Consider the following 21,658-nt stretch of genomic DNA (forward strand, 5'->3'; position numbering starts at 1 on the left):
GGGTGGGGGGGAACCAGTCGATCCATTCGCCGTCCACCTGTATCCGAGACCGCGGGGACGTGGACGCGGAGTTCACGCCACCGGCGATGACGAGGCGGTCCATCCCGGCGCGAACGCTCGCCGCGGCACTCTGCACCGCCGCCTGGCCGGCCGCGCAGTGGCGATTGTTGGCCAGGCCGGGAACCTGGGTCAGGCCGGCCGTGATAGCGGCGTGGCGCGCGATCACGCCGCCGCCGTAGAGCCCTTCGCCGAGGATCACGTCGTCGACCTGCGCGGAGTCCAGGTCCTTCGCCGTTTCGGAGACCACATGGTGCGCGAGGTCGAAGGCACTGGTGTCGCGCAGCGTGCCCTTGCGGGCCGTGCCGATGGGGGTGCGCAGGGCGGACACGATGACGGCTTCAGGCACGGTCTTCTCCAGTTCGGCGAGCGCGTCGCGGGCGCTCGACGACCCCCGCGACACATGAGAACACTATTCTCTCATTCTGAGAGTCGGCGTTGCAAGGAGCGGTGCCCTGGCGAGCAGACGCAAAATCGCATATACCGGCATCGCGGGCTGCGACTTTGCGTCTGCTCACCAAGCGAGGAGGCGTCGTCCGCAGTGGAGGGAATGGTCGCCGTCCCGGGCGGCAACGTGTGGTTCACGCGCGTCGGAGGCGGAGCGGGCCTTCCGCTTCTGGTGGTGCATGGCGGGCCCGGCCTACCCCATACCTACTTGCGTTCGCTGGAACGGTTGGCCGACGAGCGCGAAGTCGTCTATTGGGATCAGCTGGGCTGCGGCAAGTCCGACCGCCCATCCGACCGCGAGTTGTGGACCATGCAGCGGTCGGTGGCCGAGATGCGGTCCGTGGTGCAGGGGCTGGGACTCAACCGCTTTCACATCTTCGGTAATTCGTGGGGTGGGATGCTGGCGCAGCAGTACGCGCTCGACGTGCCGTCCGGCGCCGCCAGCCTCACCATCTCGAACAGCATCGCGTCCATACCGCAGTTCGCGGAGATGGTCGCCCGGCTCAAATCCGGGCTCGATCCGGCCACCCAGTCGGCCATCGAACGCCACGAGGCCGCGGGCACGACGTACACGGCCGAATACCAGGCCGCGATCCGCACCTGGAACGAAACCTACCTGTGTCGCCTACGTCCTTGGCCGCCAGAGCTTTTGGCGGCCTTCGCCGAGATGGGCACCGACATCTTCGAGACGATGTTCGGGCCGAGTGACTTTCGCATCGTCGGGACCATCCGCGACTGGGACGTGTTCGACCGGTTGGCCGAAATCCGGCTGCCCACCCTCATCCTGGCCGGCAGGTTCGACGAGTGCGTGCCCGAGCACATGTGGGACATGCACCAGCGCATTGCCGGCTCGCGGTTCGAGCTGTTCGAGTCGACCGCCCACATGCCCTTCATCGAAGAGCGGGGGAAGTTCGACCGCGTCATGCGTGCGTTCCTTCGATTGCACGACTGACCGACTGACCGCGGGCGTAACGCCATGGCGAAAAATCGGCGAAAAATCTCCCTGACGTTACGGTCGCGTCGCGAGCAGAGCGGATCAGTTCTTGCCGCCTGCCAGCTTGGTCACGATCGACCGGAAGTCGTCGGTGGTGAACGACTGCTGTTCAGCCGAGAGGGCATAGTCCAGGCTGGCCAGCACCGCCCGCTCCAGGTGGATGTTGAGCACCCGCTTGGTGCTTTCGACCGCCTGCTGGGGCAGCCCCAAAATCTTCTTGGCACAGGCGATTGCCTCCGCGAGCGGATCGGACGCCACGTGGTTGGCCAGCCCCAGCTCGACGGCGCGCTGTGCGCTGATGCGGGTGCCGGTCAACGCGAACTCCTTGGCCAGCAGCAGGCTGATGTGCAGCGGCCAGGTCAGGGGGCCGCCGTCGGCGGCCACCAACCCCACCTGCACGTGCGGGTCGGCGAGGTAGGCCTCCTCGGCGATGTAGACGATGTCGCTCAGCGCCACCAGGCTGCAGCCCAGGCCGACCGCCGGGCCGTTCACCGCGGCCACCACGGGGATTCGGCAGCGCGCCATGCCCAGGACGATCTCGCGCCCGTCCCGGATCGTCTTGGCGCGCAGCTCGGCATCGGCCGACAGTTCCTTGAGGTAGGAGAAATCGCCGCCGGCCGAAAACGCCCTGCCGGCGCCGGTGATCACCGCGGCGCGGGCCGTCGGGTCGTCGGTCAACCGCTGCCACAGTCGCGCGAGCCCGACGTGCAGGTCGTCGTTGACCGAGTTGAGCGACTCCGGCCGGTTCAAGGTGATGATCCGCAGCGGACCGTCGGCTTGGACGTCGATTTCGGCAGGCATGTCGTACACGTCAGACTCCTTCTATGGTCGTGACCCGCTTCACCCGGGCTTCGCCCGCGTTCGCGATCACTCCGACAATCCCAAGATGCGTGAAGCGATGATGTTCTTTTGTATCTGTGATGTCCCGCCCATCACACTCTGCGCGCGGCTGTACAGGTAGGCGCTGAGCAGGTCCGGATCGCCCGTGCCGGTGACCGCCAGCGCGGCGTGTCCGACCGATTGCTCCACCCACGTCATCAGCAGCTTGTCGAGGGACCCCTCCGGCCCGTGCGAGACGCCGTCGAGCTGTTCGGACAGCCGTCGCCGCACGTGATGGGTCAACATCTCCGACTGGACCGCCGCCCACGCGAGCTCTTCGGGAGCCGGGCCCCCAGAATTTCGGCTGCGGGCGTAGAGGTTTCGGACCAGCTTGCCGTATCGGGCGGCGTAGCCCAGCGTCGAGGGTTCGCGTTCGTGCCCGACGACGGTCATCGCGACCGCCCAGCCGTCGCCGGGCGCACCGACCATCCGGTCCGCCGGTATCTTCGCGTCGTCGAAGAACACCTGACCGAATTCGTTGGTCACGCCGTTGATCATGCGAAGCGGGCGCTGTTGCACGCCGGGCTGTTTCATGTCCAGCACGAACGCCGACAGGCCGCGGTGGCGTTTGGCCTCCGGGTCGGTGCGCGCCAGCAACAGGCACCAGTCCGCGACATCGGAGTAGCTGGTCCAGATCTTGTGCCCGTTCACCACGTAGGTGTCACCCGCGAGGCGGGCGGTGGTGGTCAGCGAGGCCAGGTCCGAACCGGCTCCGGGCTCGCTGAAGCCCTGGCACCATCGTTCGGTGCCGTTGATGATCCCGGGCAGGAAACGTTGCCGCACTTCGTCGTTGGCGTGCCGACCGATCCCGTAGATCAGGTAGCCCACGCTGGGGCGCGGCGGGGCGCCGGCTCGTGCGAGCTCCTCATCGACGATGACGTCATACACCGGCGGCAGCTCCTGCCCGCCGTATTCACGGGGAAACGACAGCCCGAAGAAGCCCTCCCGGTACAGGGCCCGGTGCCACTCCGCCTGACGGGCCCAGTACTCGTCCCCGGATCCCGCGAATTCCCTTGCGTGCACGGAGAGCCACGACGACAGCCGCTTGCGGAAGGCCGCTTCCTCCGGCGAGTCACGAAAGTCCAAGATCGATCTCCTTCAACGCGACGGGCCACAGCTCGGTCGATATCAGGGCGCGCCGCAGGTACACGTGCGCCAGGCAGTCCCAGGTGTTGCCGATGCCGCCGTGCACCTGAATGGCCGTTTCACAGACGGTGCGGGTGGCGCGCGCGCAGTAGATCTTCGCGACCTGCGCGGCCCGGATTGCCGCGGCGGGGGGCAGCTCGTCGACCGCCCAGGCGGCATGCCGCGATACGCTGATCGAACCTTCAATCAGCGCAAGGCTTTCGGCGAGCAGGTGGGCGATGGCCTGGTAGGACCCGATCGGCTTGCCGTATTGCTCGCGGATCTTGGCGTAGTCGCAGGCGACCGCGTGCGCTCCCCTGGCGATCCCCACCAGGTCCGCCGTCGTGGCGACCAGCGCGAGCGCCCGCCACTGCGCCGCGACGTCGGCGGACACGTCGCCCAGCGCCACCGGCGTTCCCGCGACGTTCGCCTCCGTGCGGGTCAAATCCACGCCGACCCTCGAGTCCAGCACGTCGGCGGCCAGGACCTGGCCCTCGGAGAGACTCAGCGCCCGCTGGGCGCCCCGCGCGTCGATGGCGCGGCCGTCGACCGAGATCGTCGCACCCGCGCCGGTGGCGCCGACGTGGCGGGCCAGGTCGTCGGCGAGCACCGGACCCAGAAACGGGGTGTCGACCAGCCGGCGCCCGAATTCCTCGGCGACGACGGCCACTTCGACACCCGAAGCCCCGTCGGAGCGCAGCGATCGCCACCCCGTCGCCGCAATCTGCTTGTCCAGACGCGCAATCCGGCTCCGATCGTCGAGGTCCTGGACCGCCGAGGGTCCGAGGTCGTCGGCGAGCTTGGCGGCCGCGTCGCGCAGTTGCTGCTGTTCAGCTGTCAGACGTACATCCATAGCGCTCCTTCAGAACTCGGCGCAGCACCTTGCCCGACGGCAGGCGGGGAATGTCGGGGACGAACACGACGCGGCTCAGGCGTTTGTAGGAAGCCAGCCGCTGATCGACCCGGGCGGCGAGCTCGCCGGGATCGACGGGTGCGCGGGTCGCGACCGCGGCGACCACCGCTTCCCCGTTGATGCCGTCGGGTACGCCGAACACCGCGCAGTCTTTGACGGCCGGATGGCCGTGCAGCACGGTCTCGATTTCGGCCGGCGCGACCTGGAACCCGCGCACTTTGATCATCTCTTTGAGTCGGTCGGTGATCCGCAGCCAGCCGTCGGCGTCGAGCCAGCCGACGTCGCCCGTCCGGTACCACCCGTCGTGCATCACCTCGGCGGTGGCGTCGGCCGGCAGGTAACCGGCCATCAGCGACGCCGACCGGGCCTGGATCTCACCGGCTTCGCCCGGGCCGGCCGGCTCCCCCGTCTCCAGTGAGACCACCCGCACCTGCACGCCCGGCACGGGGCGCCCGACGGCGTCCAGCCGTGCGCCCTCGATCGGATTGCAGGCGATGACAGGCAGTTCCGTGGTTCCGTAGGCCGGGACCCAGCCGACACCGGTGCGCCGGGTCACGGTCTGCGCAACCTCGGGCCTGACCGGCGTGGCCGCCCACATGAAGTAGCGCAGGGAGGACAGGTCATAGGACTCGAGCGCGGGATGCGAGGCGATCGCCAGTGCGATGGGTGCGACCGCCATTTCCACTGTGATGCGGTCGGTTTCGATGTGATGCAGCATCCGGTCGACCTCGAACCGGGCATGCAGCCGCACCCACGCCCCGGTACGCAGCGCGGTGAGGATGTTGAGCAGCCCGAGGATGTGTGACGGTGGAGTGGCGACTTGAATCCGATCGCGCGGCGTCAGCCGCAACGCTTCGCGCCAGTGCCGCACCGCCTCATCGAGCGCCGCGTGGGTGTGCCGGACGGCCTTCGGCAGCCCGGTGGTGCCGGAACTGAACACCAGCACCGCGTCGGACCGGGGCGGCGGCGTCCCGAACAACGGCTTTCCGGGTGCGACCGGCTCGTCGAGGTGCAGCATCGGCATCGCCCCGGCCAGCACCGGATGGTCACCGACGGCGTGGGCGGGTTCGGTCAGCGCGAGCGCGTGGTCGACCTCGCCGTGCTTCCATGCCGGACTGAGCAGGACCGCCGTTGCCGACAGCCTCCAGATGCCCAGCACCGCGGCGACGAATTCCGGCCGGTTCGACGCCATCACCGCGACCCGTTGCCCCGGGGCGACGCCGCGTTTTGCCAGGCTCGCGGCCCAGCCGTCGGCCAGCGCGTCGAGCTGAGCCAGGCCGAATCGCTGGTCCTCGAACACGACCGCAGCCGGCTCGGTCACGTCCCGTCCTTCCCTGACAGGCCGGGCCGACCTGACATCCGCGCAAGCTTGAGAAGATCCTATCGCTCTGTGAGAATAGTATTCTCTATAGTGAAGAATGCAAGTACGGGAGGGCGGTGGCAGTGACGGTCACCAGAAGCATCGAGGAGACCCCACGGGTGACAGATCCGTCAAACGGCTCCGGGGCGGGGACGGTGACCATCCACTTGGACCGCAAGAAGGTCTCGGTGCCGATGGTCCCCGGCGAGACGCTCTTGCAGAGCGCGCGGCGCGCCGGTCTGGAGCCGCCGTTCAGTTGCGAGGCAGGCAACTGCGGCACGTGCATGGCCAAGCTCGAAGAGGGCCACGCGACCATGCGGGTCAACGACGCGCTGGACGACGACGAGGTCGCCGAGGGCTACATTTTGACCTGCCAGGGCGTGCCGGACACGGATTCGGTCACGGTGCGCTACGAGTAGCAGCCCGAAGAGAGGTGGCGGCGATGGCCAAGGGCATCATGTACGTCGAGAGCCGGCCCAGTTCGCCGGATCGCGAGGATGAGTACAACACCTGGTACGACGAAATACACATACCGCAACTGCTGACGTTCGACGGTATCGTCGCGGCGCGCCGGCTTCGCCCGGTCGACGGGAACGGGCCGTACGTCGCCCTCTACGAGCTCGAGGGTGACGACCTGCAGGCCATCCTGGACAACATGATGGCCAACGCCGGCCGGCTGCACATGTCCGATGCGTTGCTGCTGGATCCCGCGCCCATCCCCCGATTGCTCGAGACGACCAGCGAGCAGAGCCGCTCAGCCTCATGAATGTCGATGACCTGATCCTGGTGAGCATCGACGACCATGTGGTCGAGCCGCCCGACATGTTCCTGCGGCACGTCCCCGCCAGATACCGCGACGAGGCCCCGATCGTCGTGGTCGACGAGAAGGGCGTCGACCAGTGGATGTATCAGGGCCGGCCGCAGGGCGTAAGCGGGCTCAACGCCGTGGTGTCGTGGCCGGCCGACGAATGGGGCCGTGACCCGGCCGGTTTCGCCGAGATGCGTCCCGGCGTCTACGACGTCCATGAGCGCGTTCGCGACATGAACCGCAACGGCATCCTGGCGTCGATGTGCTTCCCGACCTTCACCGGTTTCTCCGCGCGTCACCTCAACATGCACCGCGAGGAGACGACGTTGGTGATGGTGTCGGCCTACAACGACTGGCACATCGACGAGTGGGCCGGCTCCTACCCCGACCGCTTCATTCCGATCGCGATCCTGCCCACATGGAACCCGGAGGCCATGTGCGCCGAGATCCGCCGGGTGGCGGCCAAGGGCTGCCGGGCGGTCACCATGCCGGAACTCCCTCATTTGGAAGGGCTTCCGAGCTACCACGACGACGACTACTGGGGCCCGGTCTTCCGCACGCTCTCCGAGCAGAACGTGGTGATGTGTCTGCACATCGGCACCGGCTTCGGGGCGATCAGCATGGCCCCGGACGCGCCGATCGACAACCTGATCATCCTGGCCACCCAGGTCTCGGCGATGTGCGCGCAGGACCTGCTGTGGGGTCCCGCCATGCGCGGCTACCCCGAGCTGAAGTTCGCGTTCTCCGAAGGCGGCATCGGCTGGATCCCGTTCTATCTGGACCGCAGCGACCGCCACTACACCAACCAGAAGTGGCTGCGCCGCGATTTCGGGGACAAGTTGCCCAGCGAGGTGTTCCGCGAACACTCGTTGGCCTGCTACGTCACCGACAAGACGTCGTTGAAGCTGCGGCACGAGATCGGTATCGACATCATCGCCTGGGAATGCGACTATCCGCACTCCGACTGCTTCTGGCCGGACGCGCCCGAGCGGGTGCTGGCCGAGCTGAATGCCGCCGGTGCCGACGATTCCGACATCAACAAGATCACCTGGGGCAACGCCTGCCGGTTCTTCGGCTGGGACCCGTTTGCGCGGACTCCTCGCGACCAAGCGACCGTGAAAGCGCTGCGCGCGAACGCCGTTGACGTGGACGTGTCCATCCGGTCGCGCGCCGAATGGGCGCGGCTCTATCAGCAGAAGCAGCTGGCCGGCCGGACTTAGCGCTGGCCAGTTGGCGTCGAGTGTGCGGCCAGTTTCACATTCGGCCGAGTGTGCGGCCAGCTGCACACTCGCGCGGCGGCGGCCTTTCAGGTTCGGGGCAACGGCGCGCTACCGGGGGGAGGCGCAAGCCCCCAGGTCTGAAATGCCATGGCCAACATGGTGTACGTGCCGACGACGAAGATCAGTTCCATCGCGGCGTGAGTATCGAGCGATGCGACCAGCCGCTCCCAGGTCCCGCCGTCCACCCGCCCGTCGGCGAGCATTTCGTCGGTCGCTTCCAGGGTGAGCAGGTCGGCGCCGGAGAACCCCTCATTGCCACCGGCGAGCCTCGCGATGTCCTGCTCCGGCACGCCGCTGTCCACGGCCAATCTGGTGTGCTCACCCCAGAAGAAGGCCGAACGGCGGATGTGGGCGACGCGCAAGATCGCCAACTCACGCAGACGCGGCGACAGCTCGCCGCGCCGCAACAGGAAACCGTTGAAGGTCAAGAATGCTTGCGCCAGCCCGGGGTGGCGGGCAAGCACGCCGATGATGTCGAACTTCAACGGGTCCAGGGTGTGCCCCGAACCGGCGCGGGGCACCTTCTCGCCCGGGATCCCCAGCAGGACACCGAAAGCCGCGTACTCGGCATCGCCCCACTGATCGGCGGCCAGTGGAGCCAGGGTCTGCCGCGCCGCGCTTTCGTCGCTCATGTTCTCCGCCCTCCGTTGACGCCGATGACTTGGCCGGTGATGTAGGACGATTCGTCTTGGCACAGAAATATCGCCGCGTTGGCGATATCCTCCGGGCGGCCGGCCCGGCGCACCGGTGTGATGCTCGCGAAGTGCTCCAAGCTGGCGGTGAACCTGCCTTCCGCGATCGCCTTCTCGAGCATCGGCGTCACCACCATGCCGGGCGGGATGGTGTTGACCGTGATTCCTTTCGGGCCCAGTTCCAGCGCCAGACTCTTGGTCAGGCCGATCACACCGGCCTTGGAGCTGACGTAGGCGGCCATCCGCGCCTGACCACCCTGGGCGCTGGAGGATGAGATGTTGACGATGCGGCCCCACCGGGCATCGAGCATGTCCGGCAACACGGCCTGCGTGCAGATGAACGGGCCACGCAGATTGACGGCCATGACCCGATCCCACTGTTCGTCCGTGATCTCGGTGAACTTGCCGAACTGCTCGATGCCGGCGTTGTTCACCAACATCAGGACCGGGCCGAGTTCGGCCCGCACCTTGGACACGGCGGACTCGACCTGGGCGCGATCGGACACGTCGACCACGTGGCCGGTGACGGCGGCACCATTTTCGTTCAGCCGAGCCACCTGCGCCTGCACCGGCTCGGCGGCAATGTCGAAGATAGCGACCTTGGTGCCGCGGGCGGTGAGGGCCTCGGTGATGGCCAGGCCCAGTCCCATAGCGCCACCCGTCACGATCGCGGTGGTTCCCGAAAATGCCATCTCGCTACTCGAATCGGATGTGTAGCCGGGTGAGTCCCCGCAAGATGAACGTGGGCAGATACCGGTAGCGGCGGTCACCCGGGGGGCCGTGCTTCTCTTCGTCGATCCGAATATCGTTGGTGCGGGCAAGAAGCCGCTCAACGCTCACCCGCGCCTCGGTGCGTGCCAGCGGCGCCCCCGGACAGGCATGCGGACCCCGGCCGAACGCGATATGGCTGCGCGCGTTTGCGCGGTGGATGTCGAACACATCGGGCTCGGGGAATTTGCGCGGATCGCGGTTGAGTGCCGCGTTGACGAGCATCACGGTAGTGCCCGCGGGAAGTTCGACCCCGCCAACGGTCACCGGGCACTTGGACAAGCGGAAGTCGCCGCGCACCGGGCTCTCGTAGCGCAGGGCCTCCTCGATGAAGTCGGGAATGAGTTCGCGGTTGGCACGCAAGCTGCTTTGCAGGCGTGGACTCTCGGCCAGCATCATCACGGCGGCGCTGAGCAAGCGCACCGTCGTCTCTTGGCCCGCGGCAAAAAGATTCGCCGCCACGCGCACCGCGTCTATCACATCCGGCGTGCTGCCGTCGGGGAACGTGGCTGATGCGACTCCGGTCAGCACGTCCCCGCGCGGGTTTCGCCGCCGGTCCTCGATGTAGGCCGTGAACTTGTCGTAGAGGTACTCCAGCGGCGAATGACGCATCGTGTCGCCCTCGCTGCTGCCGATGGTGCCCGCCTCGCTGAGCAGCGCGGCACGGAATTCCTCGTGATCCGACTCGGGCACACCCAGCAGGTCCGCGATCACCAGCATCGCGAACGGGGAAGCGAATTCCCCGATGAACTCACACCGGTCACCGCCGAGTGCGGCGTCCAACTGGCGGTCGGCGAGGCGCCACATGAATTCTTCGTTTTCCTTGAGCCGCTTGGGGGTGATCATCCGCGACAGCAGCGCCCGGTGCGCGGTGTGCGCCGGCGGATCGAAGGTGGGCAACTGGTCGTTGAACGGCAGCTCTGAACGCCGCGCCGCGATCAGCTCGGTGATGTCGTCGTCGCCACGATCGTCGAGTGCCACGGGGAATCCGGGGAACGGGCCCGTCACCGAGATGCACGACGAGAACCTCTTGGTGTCGTTGTAGATCGCTACACCCTCGTCGTATCCGGTGACCATCACCACGCCGTGGTGAGGCTCGCGGCGCAGCGGGCATTCCTCTCGCATGGCCGCGAGATAGCCGTATGGCTCGGCGAGCAACTCGTTGTCGGTGAAGAAGTCCCTCGTGTCGATGTCGTCGGCCTTCACTGCGGCGGTTCCACTCCCTCAAAGCTTTTGAACATCTCCGGCTGCGGGGGCGTCATCTGCAGGTAAAGGTCGATGCGGCGAATTTTGTCGTCGGCGGTGAACTCGTATACCGACAGCGAGTTGACGACGCTGCTGAAATCGCCTACTTCGCTGCGTTCCTCGAGTTCGAGGAACACACGGCCCCCGGACTCGGTGATGTTCTTGAACGAGCACTCCCACTTCGACGACGTGGCCCAGGCGGTCAGGAATTCGACATAGCCTTGCCAGTCCATCACCTCTTTGAAGGCGCCGACGCGTTGGAACTCCTCGACGGCGACCAGTTCCGCCAGCGGCCCCCAACTACTCACCGAGAAGCCGGGTTCTTTCGCTTCGTCGACCAGACGTTTCGTGACGGTGCAGTACTGCAGCACCGCGCGCGACCGGCCGGTGTGCGATTCGATGACATCCTCGACCTCGAGCAAGACAATCACACCGACACCCCGGCTTTCGCCAGGCAACGCTCGAGTGCTTCGACGTACTCTCCGGTGCCGTGGAACGGACCGTGCACTCCGATGGCAACGTCCAAGAAGGCGTTGTACTCGTCGTTGACGTGGGTCTCCCAACGGGTCAACTCACCCGCGTCATTGGTCTCGATGAAACTGTATGAGTAGAAGCCCATCTGGACGCCGTCCTTGGTGTGACCCTCCCAGCGGGTCTTCATGACGACACCGTTCTCGGCCGGCCAGTATTTGAAGTCGGCGGGCTTCCAGTCCGGGAAGGTGAGCGAGTAGGCCTTGGCCTCCATGGTCGAGGCACGGGCGGTGTCCTCGGGGAACTCACTGAATTTGAACACCTGGTCACCGGTGAAGTACGGCGAGACGTAGATGCCGTCTTCGGCGAACTGCCACGCGTCGGCGAACGCTTCACCGCTTTGGACTCCCTGCCGCAGGTAGGCGTCGCGGTAGGCCTCGGCCATTCGGCGATGGTGGGCGATGCGCTCTGCTATGTTCATTCGACTCTCTCCGTGGTTGCGGCGCCATCGGCCATGTAGCGGTCCACGACCGAGTGGTAGTGGGCGATGACGACTTCCTCTTTGACCAGCGACATGTGGTCCAGCCTGCTGTTGCGCAGGCCGAGTTGCTGTCGCGGCATCTGCTCGTAATCCTGTTGCAGCGCTTCGAAGTACTTGTAGCTGCCGGGTTCGTCCACTTCGGTCAGCGGGACCCTGAAGGCGTCGCGATGCTCCGGCGGCAGGTACATGTAGCTGCTGACGTGCCAGACGCACCGGTTCGGGTCGCCGTCGGGGTGAGGCATCGCCATGATGACGTGACATTCGCCGGCGCGGACGGTCATGAAGTAGTTGGGGAAAAGCACCCAGCCCTGGTTGTCGCTCATCTGGTCGTCTGTGAGGCCGCTGACGTCGAGGCCCATGCCGGTCAGGGTGTCGCGGGTGGCCCGCTGAAGCAGCTTGCGCGCGGTGACCCCGTCGGGAAACTCGACCGAGCCGTCCGGCGCACGGTATTCGGCGACCAGTTCCTGGAAGCGGGGGATGACCGCGACCGTCGAGGGAAAGGTGTCCGGCAGGTTCAGGATGCCCTCGATCTGCTTCTCAGCGCTGGCGCCTTTCACTTCGAACGGGGCGACCGCGACGCTGTGGTTCTCAAAGAACCGGTACCGGGCGGTCGTCGGGTCGATGACGAGCACACTGAGGAGTTGCGGGTGGATGCCGTTGATGTGGTAGCCCTCTTCGAAGGCGTCCATGACGACTTTCCAGTTGCAGTCCAAGGCCTCCCGGACGTTCATCACGGTGACCATGTCGTCGAGGTGGTAGGGGGCGAGCAGTTCCATAACCTCAGGGCCGAGAAATTCGCTGAGCGGCTGGGCATTTGGGTCGGGGTTGAGGAAGATGAATCCACCGAAGGTGTCGACGGGGACTTCCAGAAGCGAGTTCTCGGTCTTGTCGATAGGGCCGGCCAAGTTCTCCCGCAGCATCCCACGCAACTTGCCGTCCAGGTCGTAGGACCAAAGGTGGTATTGGCACAGGAAGCCGCGCTTGGCGTTTCCGGCCGCGGCATTGCACAGGATGTTCCCGCGATGCCGGCAGGCGTTGACGAATCCGCGTAGCTTCTCGTCCTTGCCACGCACGATCACGAACGATTGGTTCAGGACGCGGTACTGCTTCCAGTCACCCACATTCGGCAGCTCGTCGATCCGGCCGGCGATCTGCCACACCCGCATCCAGATGCGCTCTTGCTCCCGCAGCGCGTACTCCCGCGACGTATAGCGGTCGGTTGAGATGGACATGTTGAAGGCGTCGAGGTCTGGTCGGTCAAGGCCCAGCGCTGCGTCCCGCTCCACCCACTGTCCCGGTCGGGCGACTTGGCTCATGTCGATCTCCTCATCGTGGTGACGGTCGTACCGGAGCGGAGAGTGCGGTATCCGCTTGGTTGTGACGGGTGTCACCTTATACATCGATGTATGAAATATACAATGATGTATTAAAGTGGTGGACATCGCACTGAGCGGGCTCGGGGTCGCGCCGCCGGCGTCGAGACGCGGCTTCGTCACGAGGACGGTGAGATTGGACAGCGTGAGTAATCAATAGCTTTGCGCACCCGGCGATTTCGATGGACCGCGGCAGGTGCGCCGCAATGTGGGAGGATGGGCCGGTGGCGGAACGGTGGACGAGGGAACGACGCCTCGAGCACACCCGCGGCCTGTTGCTCGATGCCGCGGAGGAGATCTTCGCGCGCAAAGGCCTCAGCGGCGCCGCCCTCGAGGACATCGCCGATGCGGCTGGGTACACCCGCGGCGCGATCTACTCCCACTTCGGCGCCAAAGAAGAGTTGTTCCTTGCGGTGACCGACCGGCAACGCCAACGGTTCCTCGACGGCTTCGCCGAGATCATCCAGTCCTTCAGTCGGCTCGGCGACATCGATATCGACGAACTCGCCGCCCGGTGGAGCCAGGCCAGCAGCGATCCCAACCGTGCCGCGCTCAACTACGAACTCACGTTGTTCTTACTGCGGAGCCCGGCGGCGCGCGACAGGCTCGCCGCACAGCGACTGGAGACCATCCGCTCACTGGCCGAATTCATCGCCAAAAACGTTGCGAGACTGGGAGCGTCGCTCGCGATGCCGGCCGATGAGCTGGCCCGCGTCATCCTTGCCGTCAATGACGGTGTCACGCTCGGCAGCCATCTCGACGGAGTGAATCTCTACCGTCCATATCTGCAGCTGGTCGTTTCGGCGGTGGTGCCCGCCGGTGAAACTCCGTAACTACGCCTCGAATAGCGCCGGGCCCAGCTCTTCGAGGTGCGCCATCCCCTCGGTGAACTCACCGCCGATTGGCGGCAGCAGCGTGACGTGGTCCGCGCCGGCGGCCAGGTGCTCCCGGGCGTTGGCAGCGATGCCGGCCGGATCACCGTGCGCGACCAGGGCCTTGACCAGGCGATCGCTCACCTCGTCGAGGTCGCGCGCCGAGTAGCCCAACTCGGCCAGCCTGGCCGCATAGGACGGCACGCCGAGCCGGACCGACACCGCGTCCCGCGCGCCCTGGATGTCGCGGGCGACAGACAGTCCGACGACCAGAAGCTTGTCCGGTCCGAGCGCCCGCCGGGCCCGGGCGGTGAACTCCGTGGGCAGACCGGCGGGAAAAGCCCCGTCGGCGAGGTCGCCCGCCAGTGCGAGCATCTCGGGTCCGTTCGCGGCGACAATCCGGGCGTACGCCGCGTCGGGCGCCGGTGGCCAGGTCGGGCTGTTCATCCGGCCGAGGTACTCGCGCATCGTGGCCAGCGGGCTGCCCCACTCCTGACCGACGCTGGCGGCCTGCTCCGGGTAGCCGACCCCGAGTCCGAGCACAATTCGGTCCGGATATGCCTGCGCCAGTTGGGCGGCCGCGGCATGCATGGTCTGAGCCGGCCGGGCCCAGATGTTGGCGATGCAGGTACCGAACACCGTTCGCTCGCTGCCGCTCAGCAGCACGGCGAGTTGCACCAGCGCGTCCTTGCCGATGACCTCGTTGGTCCACACCGCGCGGTATCCGGCCCGTTGCAGCCGACCCACCGCCTCCCTTAGCAGCCGCACATGCGGCGGGCTGGTGAATGAGACCGGCAGGCAAGCGCCCACCGGCCCCATCGCTTCTCGGGCCGCACCGACGGCCGAATCAGCCACGGGTCGCTCACCCGACGAAGTAGTGACCGGCGTCGAGATCCTCGAGCAGTCCGACATTTTCGGGTTGCCAGTCGAGCACCTTCTGCGTCAGCGCACTCGACGTCGGATTGTCCAGCGCCGCGAAGAGGGCAAGGAAGCCGAAATGACCGGCTTCTTCCGCGGGGATGCTGACCGTCGGTACATCCAGGTGACGGCCGATGACGGCGGCGATGTCGCGGAACGGCACCCCTTCGTCGGCCACTCCGTGCAATCGCGTTCCCGGGGGCGCCTTTTCGAGAGCCAGCCGGTACAGGTGCGCGGCGTCGAGCGTGTGGACCGCGGGCCAGCGGTTCGCCCCGTCACCGATGTAGCCCGACGCCCCGGTAGTGCGCGCGGTGTCGATCAGGTGGCTGGTGAATCCATGGCGGTCCAGATCGCTATGGACCAAAGGAGATAACCGAACGACCGACGAGCGGACACCGCGTTCGGCCAAAGCGATCACCGCGTTCTCCGAGTCGACCCGCGGCCCGCCGGGCAGCGTGTCCTGTTCGGTTCCGAGACCGCCATGCCCCAGCAGCGAGAGAAGCAGGGTGCCCGAGGTGCTGACAAACGGGCGGTCGGAGCCGACGAGGACCTCCCCGATGGCCTGCACGGCGCGCAGGTCGGCCTCGGCGGCCCCCAGGAAGTCGTCGAAGTCGTGTTTGAAGGCGAGGTGGATGACTCCGTCGGACGCCGCGGCGGCGGATCGCAAACCATCGAGGTCGTCGAGGTCGCCGCGGTGCACCGTGACGCCCTTCGTCGCCAGCGCGGCGGCCGACTCGTCGGAGCGGGCGAGTCCCGTGACGTGATGCCCCGCTTGGACGAGCTCGTCGACGACGGCCGAACCGATGTGCCCGCTCGCGCCGGTCACAAAGACATGCATGGTGGTCCCTTCGCTTGGGTTGACTGTCGCGACATCCAGTCAATGACCACACCGGCCAGACGTCCAAGACCTATTCCGGATGGCGCGATACGAAAAGCGCATCACCGCACATCAGCTGTGAAATCGCGGTCCAAGGCGGAGTGCTTGACGGTTACACTGTGCGCATGACCGACTCTGCATCGCAGGTGATCGACCTCGATCTGCGGCTGGTCGGATACTTCGTGATGGTGGCCGAGCAGCGACACTTCGGACGCGCCGCGGGCGCGTTGCGGATCGCGCAGCCGTCGCTGAGCCGGCAGATTCGCCGGCTCGAGCACCAGCTCGGCGTCCGGCTGCTGGATCGCACGCCGCAAGGCACCACCCTGACGGAGGCCGGCGAGGTGTTCCTGCCGCGGGCCAGGGCCCTGCTGCGTTCGGCCGCGCAAGCCGCCGCCCAGGCCCGGGCCGCCGCCCAGCCGAGCCGCATCACGATCGGATACACGACCGGGATGATCGTCACCCCCGCGGTGCGCGAGATGCGCCGCGAACACCCCGACGCCGAAGTGCAAGTCACACACCTGGATTGGGGTCAGGCGCTCGACGCGTTGCTCGGCCATCGGGTAGACGCGGTGGTGACGCGGCTGCCGTTCCCCACCGACGGGCTGCACGTGACGGTCCTGTACGACGAGCCGCGGGTGCTGGCGATCCCCGTTGACCACCGCCTGGCCGGCCGGGATTTCGTGACCCTCGACGACATCGCCGACGAGCCGATGCCCCGCGTGCGCAACTCGGACCCGGCGTGGAGCGCTTTCTGGCGCATCGACCCGCGACCCGACGGACGGCGGGCACCCGACGGCCCGTTAATCGACGCGCTCGAGGACAAGTTCGAACTCATCGCCTCGGGACAGGCCGTGGCCATCACGGCGGGATTCCACGGCAACAGCCTGCGGCCGGACATCACCACGGTGCCGCTGAAAGGCGTCGACCCCTGCCATGTCGTGCTGGCGACGCGCGCCGGGGACCGCAGCCGATTGGTCGCAGCCTTCCGCAAGCTCGCCGAGTCCCACCTCACCGGACCGCGTGCCTGAGCGCGACCGTGAAACCAATTTCACGGTCGCGCCCGAGCGTGAAGCTAACTTCACGGTCGGCGGCGGTCGCGGTCAGCCCTCGGTCAGCTCCGGCGGCGGCCGGTATTCGGGCTGGTAACCCGACACGTGGATGGGACTGCCGACGAGCCGGAAATCCCCCGCGGTGACGATGACCTCGGGCGTCGCGTCGAGCGCCTCGGGCAGCGTCCTGACCGCCGCCGCCGGCACCCCGAGCGGACGCAGCCGGCGCTCCCACCCGGCGGCGGTGTCGGTCGCCAGCATCGCCGAGACGACCGCCAGCACCTCATCGCGGCGGGCCACCCGTTCGGCCATCGTCTCGAAGCCGCCGATACCCGCCTCACTGGCGAAGGATTTCCAGAAACCGTCGTGCGTGATGAACAGCGCCAGATACCCGTCGGCCGTCGGGAACAGCTGGGCCGGAACGTAATACGAGTGCGCCCCATAGGGGTGGCGCTGCGGCTCGACACCGCTGTTGAGGTACGCGGACGCATGGTAGTTCAGCTGCGACAGCATGACGTCGCGCAGCGACACGTCCACTTGCCCACCGGTGCCGGAGACGATCTTGGCCAAAAGCCCGAGCGCGGCGCACATTCCGGTGGAATTGTCGGCCGACGAATAACCCGGCAGCGTCGGCGGACCGTCCGGATCACCGGTCAACGCCGCGATGCCGAAACCCGCCTGGACGACGTAGTCGAAGGCCGGGTCATCGCCGCCGTGCAGACCGAAGCCGGTGATCGCGACGCAAACGATCCGCTCGTTGTGCCGGCGCAGCTGCTCGTAGGTCAGCCCCAGCCGGCGGATGGCCGACGGTTTGAGGTTCACCAGCAGCGCGTGGGATTCCGCGACCAGCTCGCCCAGGCGTTGCCGCCCCGCCTCGGAGTTGAGGTCCAGACAGACGCTCGACTTGTTGCGGTTGAGGCTGGCGAAGTAGGTGGCCCCGACACCGCGTGAGATCTCGCCGCCGGGCGGCTCGATCTTGGTGACCTCGGCGCCGAGGTCGGCGAGCAGCATGGTCGCATACGGACCGGCCAGCATGGTGCCGACCTCGAGGATCCGTATCCCGGCCAGCGGCCCGCTAGAGGTCAACGCAATTCCCTTGCCAGCGATGCGATCATCTCGCGGGTTCGCCGTTTGGAGGCGACCAGCTCGTCGCGGTTGTCACCGATCGGCAGCAGCCGCACCGACAGATCCGTCACACCGGCATCGGCGAAGCTGCGCATCCGCGCCAGGATCGCCTCCGAGTCACCGGCCGCACAGAGATCACCGACGTCGCGGGCATCGCCGCGTTCGAGCAGACGCTGGTAGTTCGGCGACACCTCGGCCTCGCCCAGGATGCGGTTGGCCCGCTCCTTTGCCTCGTCGACTTGTGCCGGTGCACAAAGACATACCGGGATCCCCGCGACGATCCGCGGTGCGGGGCGTCCGGCATCCGCGGCGGCCTTGGTGATCTTGGGGGCGATGTGGTCACCGATCGCGCGCTCGTCGGCCATCCACAACACGGTGCCGTCGGCGAGTTCACCGGCGATCTGCAGCATCACCGGCCCCAGCGCGGCGACCAGCACCGGCATCGGGGTGTCGGCCCCGATCGCGAGCGGATTGTGCACCGAGAACGAATCGTTCTCGACGTCAACCGGTCCCGGCCCGGCGATGGCGGCGTTGAGCACCTGTAGGTAGTCGCGGGTGTAGGCGGCCGGTTTGTCATACGGCAGGCCGAGCATGTCCCGGATTATCCAGTGGTGCGACGGTCCCACGCCCAGTGCCAGCCGTCCGCCGGACACCGCGTGCGTCGAGAGCGCTTGGCGGGCAAGGGCGATCGGATGCTGGGCCTGCAGCGGCACCACCGCGGTGCCGAGCTCGATGCGTGAGCTGTGGGCGGCCATCAGCGACACCATGGTCAGGCAGTCGAAGTCGTCGGGCACCTGCGGCATCCATGCGGTGTCCAGGCCCGCGGATTCGGCCCATTCGATATCGGCCGCCAGCTTGTGCACCTTGCGGGCCATATCGCCCCGCTCGGCGCCGATCATCACTCCGACGCGCACTGTTCCTCTTTTTCTGCAGCGGGTTCGGGGGTGCCGGTGAGCGCACGGATTTCGCGCACCAGGTCGTCCAGCGGTGTCCCGGTGGGGAATACCGCGGCGGCGCCGGCGGACAGCAGCTTGGGCACGTCGGCGTGCGGGATCGTTCCGCCGACCACGACGGCGATGTCGGCGGCGTCGGCGGCCCGCAACGCTTCGATGGTGCGGGCGGTGAGCGCCAGGTGGGCACCGGACAGGATGCTCAGGCCGACGACCGCCACGTCCTCCTGGACGGCGATCGAGGCGATGTCCTCGATGCGCTGCCGGATGCCGGTGTAGATCACCTCGAATCCGGCATCGCGCAGCGTGCGGGCGACGATTTTGGCGCCGCGGTCGTGTCCGTCCAGGCCGGGCTTGGCGACCAGAATCCGGGCGGCCACTAGAACACCACCGGTTGCTGGAACTCGCCCCACACCGCCTTGAGCGCGGAGACCATTTCGCCGACCGTGCAGTAAGCGTTGGCACAGTCGATCAGCTTGTGCATCAGATTGTCGTCCCCTTCGGCGGCACGCGATAGCGCCGCAAGACTGGATTGGACTGCGGCCGAATCCCTTTCGGACTTCACCTTGGAGAGTCGCTTGAGCTGCAGGTCGCGCCCTTCGGCGTCCAGTTCGTAGGTCACGACGTCCGGCTCCGGTTCGTCGGTCACGAACCGGTTGACCCCGACGACGGGCCGGGCGCCGGCTTCGATGTCCTGATGGACCCGGTAGGCCTCGTCGGCGATCAGGCCCTGCAGGTAGCCGTCCTCGATGGCGTGCACCATGCCGCCGTGGCGCTCCAGGTCATGCATGATCTCGACGATGCGGGCCTCGGTGGCGTCGGTCAGCGCCTCGACGAAGTATGAGCCGCCGAGCGGGTCGGCGACGCTGGCCACACCCGTTTCGTGCGCGAGAATCTGCTGGGTGCGCAGCGCCAGGGTCGTGGTCTCCTCGGTGGGCAGGGCGAACGGCTCGTCCCAGGCCGCGGTGAACATCGACTGGACGCCGCCCAACACGGCGGCCATGGCCTCGTAGGCCACCCGGACGATGTTGTTGTGCGCCTGTGGCGCATACAGCGACGCGCCCCCACAGACGCAGCCGAAGCGGAACATCGACGCCTTGGCCGTGGTCGCCCCGTAGCGCTCGCGCACGATCGTCGCCCAGCGGCGCCGTCCCGCACGGTATTTGGCGATCTCCTCGAAGAAGTCGCCGTGGGTGTAGAAGAAGAACGAGATCTGCGGCGCGAACTGGTCGATGGTCATGCGACCGCGCTCCACCACGGTGTCGCAGTAGGTCACCCCGTCGGCCAGGGTGAACGCCATCTCCTGCACCGCGTTGGCCCCGGCGTCGCGAAAATGGGCGCCCGCCACCGAGATCGCGTTGAACCGTGGCACCTCGGCCGCGCAGAATTCGATGGTGTCGGCGATCAGCCGCAGCGACGGCTCCGGGGGCCAGATCCAGGTGCCGCGCGACGCGTACTCCTTGAGGATGTCGTTCTGGATGGTGCCGGTCAGCTTCGCGCGGGGCACGCCTTTTTTCTCGGCGGCGGCGACGTAGAACGCCAGCAGGATCGCCGCCGTTCCGTTGATCGTCATGCTGGTGCTGAGCTTGTCCAACGGGATGCCGTCGAACAGGATCTCGAAGTCGGCCAGGGTGTCGACGGCGACGCCGACCCGGCCGACCTCCTCGCCGAACTCGGGATCGTCGGAGTCGTACCCGCACTGGGTCGGCAGGTCCAGCGCCACCGACAGCCCGGTCCCGCCTTGTTCGAGCAGGTAGCGGTAACGGCGGTTGGACTCCTCGGCGGTGCCGAATCCCGAGTACTGGCGGAACGTCCAGAGCTTGCCGCGGTAGCCGGACGCGAAGTTGCCTCGGGTGAAGGGGAACTCCCCGGGTGGCGGCGGGGTCGCCGCGATATCCCCGGGGCCGTAGACCGGCGCAAGCGGAATGCCGGATGGTGTCTGAGCAGCGTTATCCATCGTTGAATAACGTACTTGCAAAAAAAGAGAATGCCAATACCGCTCGGCTGACCAGGCGAAACATGCCCGTGTCGGCCCCTTCCTCGCCCCGATCGGCTACGCCCGGCACAGGATTTCGCCGTGCGGGATGGCGATCCAGCCGTCCGGCGCTGCCGCCCAGGCGCGCCACGCCGCGGAGATCTCCTCGAGTTGTGCCACCGTCGCCAGCCCCGAATCCAGCAGGTCGCGCGCGACCCGCGAGTGCAGGATTCGGTCGGCCCACATGTCGCCCCACCATTCGCGGGCCGCGGGAGTCGCGTAGCACCACACGCTGCCGGTGGGGGTGATGTCGGCGAAGCCCGCCCGCTGGGCCCAGGACAGCAACCGCCGCCCCGCGTCGGGTTCGCCGCGGTTGGCGCGGGCGGCCCGCTGGTAGAGCTCGCGCCACAGGTCCAGCGCCGGCAGCTGCGGGAACCAGATGAACCCGGCATAGTCGGCGTCCCGGGCCGCCACGACGCCGCCCGGTGTGCACACCCGCTTCATTTCGCGCAAGGCGCCCACCGGGTCGGCGACGTGTTGGAGCACCTGGTGCGCGTGCACGACATCGAAGGCGCCGTCGGGAAAGTCGAGCCGATGGACGTCGGCGGTGGCGAACGAGACATTCGACAGGCCACGCTGATCGGCCTCCTCGCGGGCCATGCCGAGCACGTCGGCCGACCGGTCGACGGCGGTCACCGGCCCGGGTGCGACGCGGGCGGCGAGGTCGGCGGTGATCGTCCCGGGTCCGCAGCCGATATCAAGCAGCGACGAGCCGGGCTTCAGGTGCGGCAACAGGTACGCCGCGGAGTCCTCCGCGGTGCGTCGCCGGTGACTGCGGAGCACCGACTCGTGGTGTCCGTGCGTGTAGGTGGCCCCGCGTTCGTCCGTCATGCCCGAAGGGTACCGGCCAGCTCGCGATATGAAACCAGAGTCTCAATA

General features: G+C 67.2%; 24 protein-coding genes. 6 read left to right on the forward strand and 18 right to left on the reverse strand.

What is annotated here, in order from left to right:
• On the reverse strand, positions 1–406 hold a 406-nt coding region (locus tag AWC03_RS11650), incomplete at its 3' end, for a thiolase family protein (protein WP_476738884.1).
• A gap of 201 nt (positions 407–607) precedes the next feature.
• On the opposite strand from AWC03_RS11650, the gene AWC03_RS11655 reads away from it, so the two are divergent.
• Positions 608–1,456: a proline iminopeptidase-family hydrolase gene (locus AWC03_RS11655; protein ID WP_085240631.1), complete on the forward strand. Its 849-nt coding sequence runs from the start codon at positions 608–610 to the stop codon at positions 1,454–1,456.
• Between the two features lie 84 nt (positions 1,457–1,540).
• Here AWC03_RS11655 and AWC03_RS11660 read toward each other — a convergent pair whose 3' ends face one another.
• Genes AWC03_RS11660 through AWC03_RS11675 form a run of 4 tightly spaced genes read right to left on the reverse strand, consistent with a single transcriptional unit; the run spans position 1,541 to position 5,736 of the window.
• Positions 1,541–2,308 (reverse strand): enoyl-CoA hydratase/isomerase family protein, encoded by a 768-nt coding sequence (locus tag AWC03_RS11660; protein WP_085240632.1) that lies wholly within the window; start codon positions 2,306–2,308, stop codon positions 1,541–1,543.
• Positions 2,309–2,365: 57 nt separating this feature from the next.
• Complete coding sequence (locus AWC03_RS11665) at positions 2,366–3,463, reverse strand: acyl-CoA dehydrogenase family protein (RefSeq protein ID WP_085240633.1); 1,098 nt, start codon at positions 3,461–3,463, stop codon at positions 2,366–2,368.
• Positions 3,450–4,355 carry an acyl-CoA dehydrogenase family protein gene (locus AWC03_RS11670; RefSeq protein ID WP_085240634.1) on the reverse strand — a complete coding sequence of 302 codons (906 nt, stop codon included), beginning with the start codon at positions 4,353–4,355 and terminating at the stop codon, positions 3,450–3,452. Before AWC03_RS11670 ends, AWC03_RS11665 begins: the two co-directional genes overlap by 14 nt.
• Entirely contained in the window at positions 4,333–5,736 is a 1,404-nt protein-coding gene (locus tag AWC03_RS11675) for a class I adenylate-forming enzyme family protein (protein ID WP_085240635.1), read from the reverse strand. The genes AWC03_RS11670 and AWC03_RS11675 overlap by 23 nt, the downstream gene beginning before the upstream one ends.
• A 122-nt stretch (positions 5,737–5,858) precedes the next feature.
• On the opposite strand from AWC03_RS11675, the gene AWC03_RS11680 reads away from it, so the two are divergent.
• The 3 genes from AWC03_RS11680 to AWC03_RS11690 are packed head-to-tail and all read left to right on the forward strand — an operon-like array spanning position 5,859 to position 7,803.
• The gene (locus AWC03_RS11680; RefSeq protein ID WP_085240636.1) at positions 5,859–6,194 is read left to right on the forward strand and encodes a 2Fe-2S iron-sulfur cluster-binding protein; all 336 of its coding nucleotides are present in this window, start codon (positions 5,859–5,861) and stop codon (positions 6,192–6,194) included.
• Positions 6,195–6,217: 23 nt separating this feature from the next.
• Positions 6,218–6,541 carry a DUF4286 family protein gene (locus tag AWC03_RS11685; RefSeq protein ID WP_085240656.1) on the forward strand — a complete coding sequence of 108 codons (324 nt, stop codon included), beginning with the start codon at positions 6,218–6,220 and terminating at the stop codon, positions 6,539–6,541.
• On the forward strand, positions 6,538–7,803 hold the full coding sequence (locus AWC03_RS11690) for an amidohydrolase family protein (RefSeq protein ID WP_085240637.1): 1,266 nt from the start codon (positions 6,538–6,540) through the stop codon (positions 7,801–7,803). Before AWC03_RS11685 ends, AWC03_RS11690 begins: the two co-directional genes overlap by 4 nt.
• A gap of 86 nt (positions 7,804–7,889) precedes the next feature.
• Here the strand turns inward: AWC03_RS11690 and AWC03_RS11695 are convergent, their stop codons facing one another.
• From AWC03_RS11695 to AWC03_RS11720, 6 genes are read right to left on the reverse strand one after another with little or no spacing between them, the layout of a single operon-like run.
• Entirely contained in the window at positions 7,890–8,495 is a 606-nt protein-coding gene (locus tag AWC03_RS11695) for a carboxymuconolactone decarboxylase family protein (RefSeq protein WP_085240638.1), read from the reverse strand.
• Positions 8,492–9,247 carry an SDR family NAD(P)-dependent oxidoreductase gene (locus tag AWC03_RS11700; RefSeq protein ID WP_085240639.1) on the reverse strand — a complete coding sequence of 252 codons (756 nt, stop codon included), beginning with the start codon at positions 9,245–9,247 and terminating at the stop codon, positions 8,492–8,494. Before AWC03_RS11700 ends, AWC03_RS11695 begins: the two co-directional genes overlap by 4 nt.
• 4 nt (positions 9,248–9,251) lie before the next feature.
• Complete coding sequence (locus tag AWC03_RS11705; protein WP_085240640.1) at positions 9,252–10,529, reverse strand: cytochrome P450; 1,278 nt, start codon at positions 10,527–10,529, stop codon at positions 9,252–9,254.
• The gene (locus AWC03_RS11710) at positions 10,526–10,999 is read right to left on the reverse strand and encodes a hypothetical protein (protein ID WP_085240641.1); all 474 of its coding nucleotides are present in this window, start codon (positions 10,997–10,999) and stop codon (positions 10,526–10,528) included. The genes AWC03_RS11705 and AWC03_RS11710 overlap by 4 nt, the downstream gene beginning before the upstream one ends.
• Positions 10,996–11,520 (reverse strand): hypothetical protein, encoded by a 525-nt coding sequence (locus AWC03_RS11715; RefSeq protein ID WP_085240642.1) that lies wholly within the window; start codon positions 11,518–11,520, stop codon positions 10,996–10,998. The genes AWC03_RS11710 and AWC03_RS11715 overlap by 4 nt, the downstream gene beginning before the upstream one ends.
• Positions 11,517–12,896, reverse strand: a complete 1,380-nt coding sequence (locus AWC03_RS11720) for an aromatic ring-hydroxylating oxygenase subunit alpha (RefSeq protein ID WP_085240657.1) — start codon at positions 12,894–12,896, stop codon at positions 11,517–11,519. The genes AWC03_RS11715 and AWC03_RS11720 overlap by 4 nt, the downstream gene beginning before the upstream one ends.
• A 281-nt stretch (positions 12,897–13,177) precedes the next feature.
• On the opposite strand from AWC03_RS11720, the gene AWC03_RS11725 reads away from it, so the two are divergent.
• Positions 13,178–13,786, forward strand: coding sequence for a TetR/AcrR family transcriptional regulator (locus AWC03_RS11725; RefSeq protein ID WP_085240658.1), 609 nt, complete (start codon positions 13,178–13,180; stop codon positions 13,784–13,786).
• Here the strand turns inward: AWC03_RS11725 and AWC03_RS11730 are convergent, their stop codons facing one another.
• Together AWC03_RS11730 and AWC03_RS11735 are read right to left on the reverse strand one after the other, a co-directional pair.
• Positions 13,787–14,644, reverse strand: a complete 858-nt coding sequence (locus AWC03_RS11730) for an LLM class flavin-dependent oxidoreductase (protein ID WP_249025865.1) — start codon at positions 14,642–14,644, stop codon at positions 13,787–13,789.
• Positions 14,645–14,687: 43 nt separating this feature from the next.
• A complete protein-coding gene (locus AWC03_RS11735; protein WP_085240644.1) occupies positions 14,688–15,581 on the reverse strand; it encodes an SDR family oxidoreductase in 894 nt (297 codons plus the stop codon).
• A 164-nt stretch (positions 15,582–15,745) separates the two neighbouring features.
• Between AWC03_RS11735 and AWC03_RS11740 the strand changes: the two genes are divergently transcribed.
• Positions 15,746–16,648, forward strand: a complete 903-nt coding sequence (locus AWC03_RS11740) for a LysR family transcriptional regulator (RefSeq protein WP_085240645.1) — start codon at positions 15,746–15,748, stop codon at positions 16,646–16,648.
• A 72-nt stretch (positions 16,649–16,720) separates the two neighbouring features.
• Here AWC03_RS11740 and AWC03_RS11745 read toward each other — a convergent pair whose 3' ends face one another.
• The 5 genes from AWC03_RS11745 to AWC03_RS11765 form a co-directional block, all read right to left on the reverse strand.
• Complete coding sequence (locus AWC03_RS11745; protein WP_420845667.1) at positions 16,721–17,704, reverse strand: CaiB/BaiF CoA transferase family protein; 984 nt, start codon at positions 17,702–17,704, stop codon at positions 16,721–16,723.
• Positions 17,705–17,751: 47 nt separating this feature from the next.
• On the reverse strand, positions 17,752–18,708 hold the full coding sequence (locus tag AWC03_RS11750; RefSeq protein ID WP_085240647.1) for an LLM class F420-dependent oxidoreductase: 957 nt from the start codon (positions 18,706–18,708) through the stop codon (positions 17,752–17,754).
• Positions 18,693–19,124 (reverse strand): cobalamin-dependent protein, encoded by a 432-nt coding sequence (locus AWC03_RS11755; RefSeq protein WP_085240648.1) that lies wholly within the window; start codon positions 19,122–19,124, stop codon positions 18,693–18,695. The genes AWC03_RS11750 and AWC03_RS11755 overlap by 16 nt, the downstream gene beginning before the upstream one ends.
• Entirely contained in the window at positions 19,124–20,701 is a 1,578-nt protein-coding gene (locus tag AWC03_RS11760; protein ID WP_085240649.1) for a methylmalonyl-CoA mutase family protein, read from the reverse strand. Before AWC03_RS11760 ends, AWC03_RS11755 begins: the two co-directional genes overlap by 1 nt.
• A gap of 96 nt (positions 20,702–20,797) precedes the next feature.
• The gene (locus AWC03_RS11765; protein ID WP_085240650.1) at positions 20,798–21,610 is read right to left on the reverse strand and encodes a methyltransferase domain-containing protein; all 813 of its coding nucleotides are present in this window, start codon (positions 21,608–21,610) and stop codon (positions 20,798–20,800) included.
• Positions 21,611–21,658: the final 48 nt, after the last annotated feature.

This window comes from Mycobacterium europaeum, from assembly GCF_002102155.1.
In the GTDB taxonomy this organism is placed as follows: domain Bacteria; phylum Actinomycetota; class Actinomycetes; order Mycobacteriales; family Mycobacteriaceae; genus Mycobacterium; species Mycobacterium europaeum.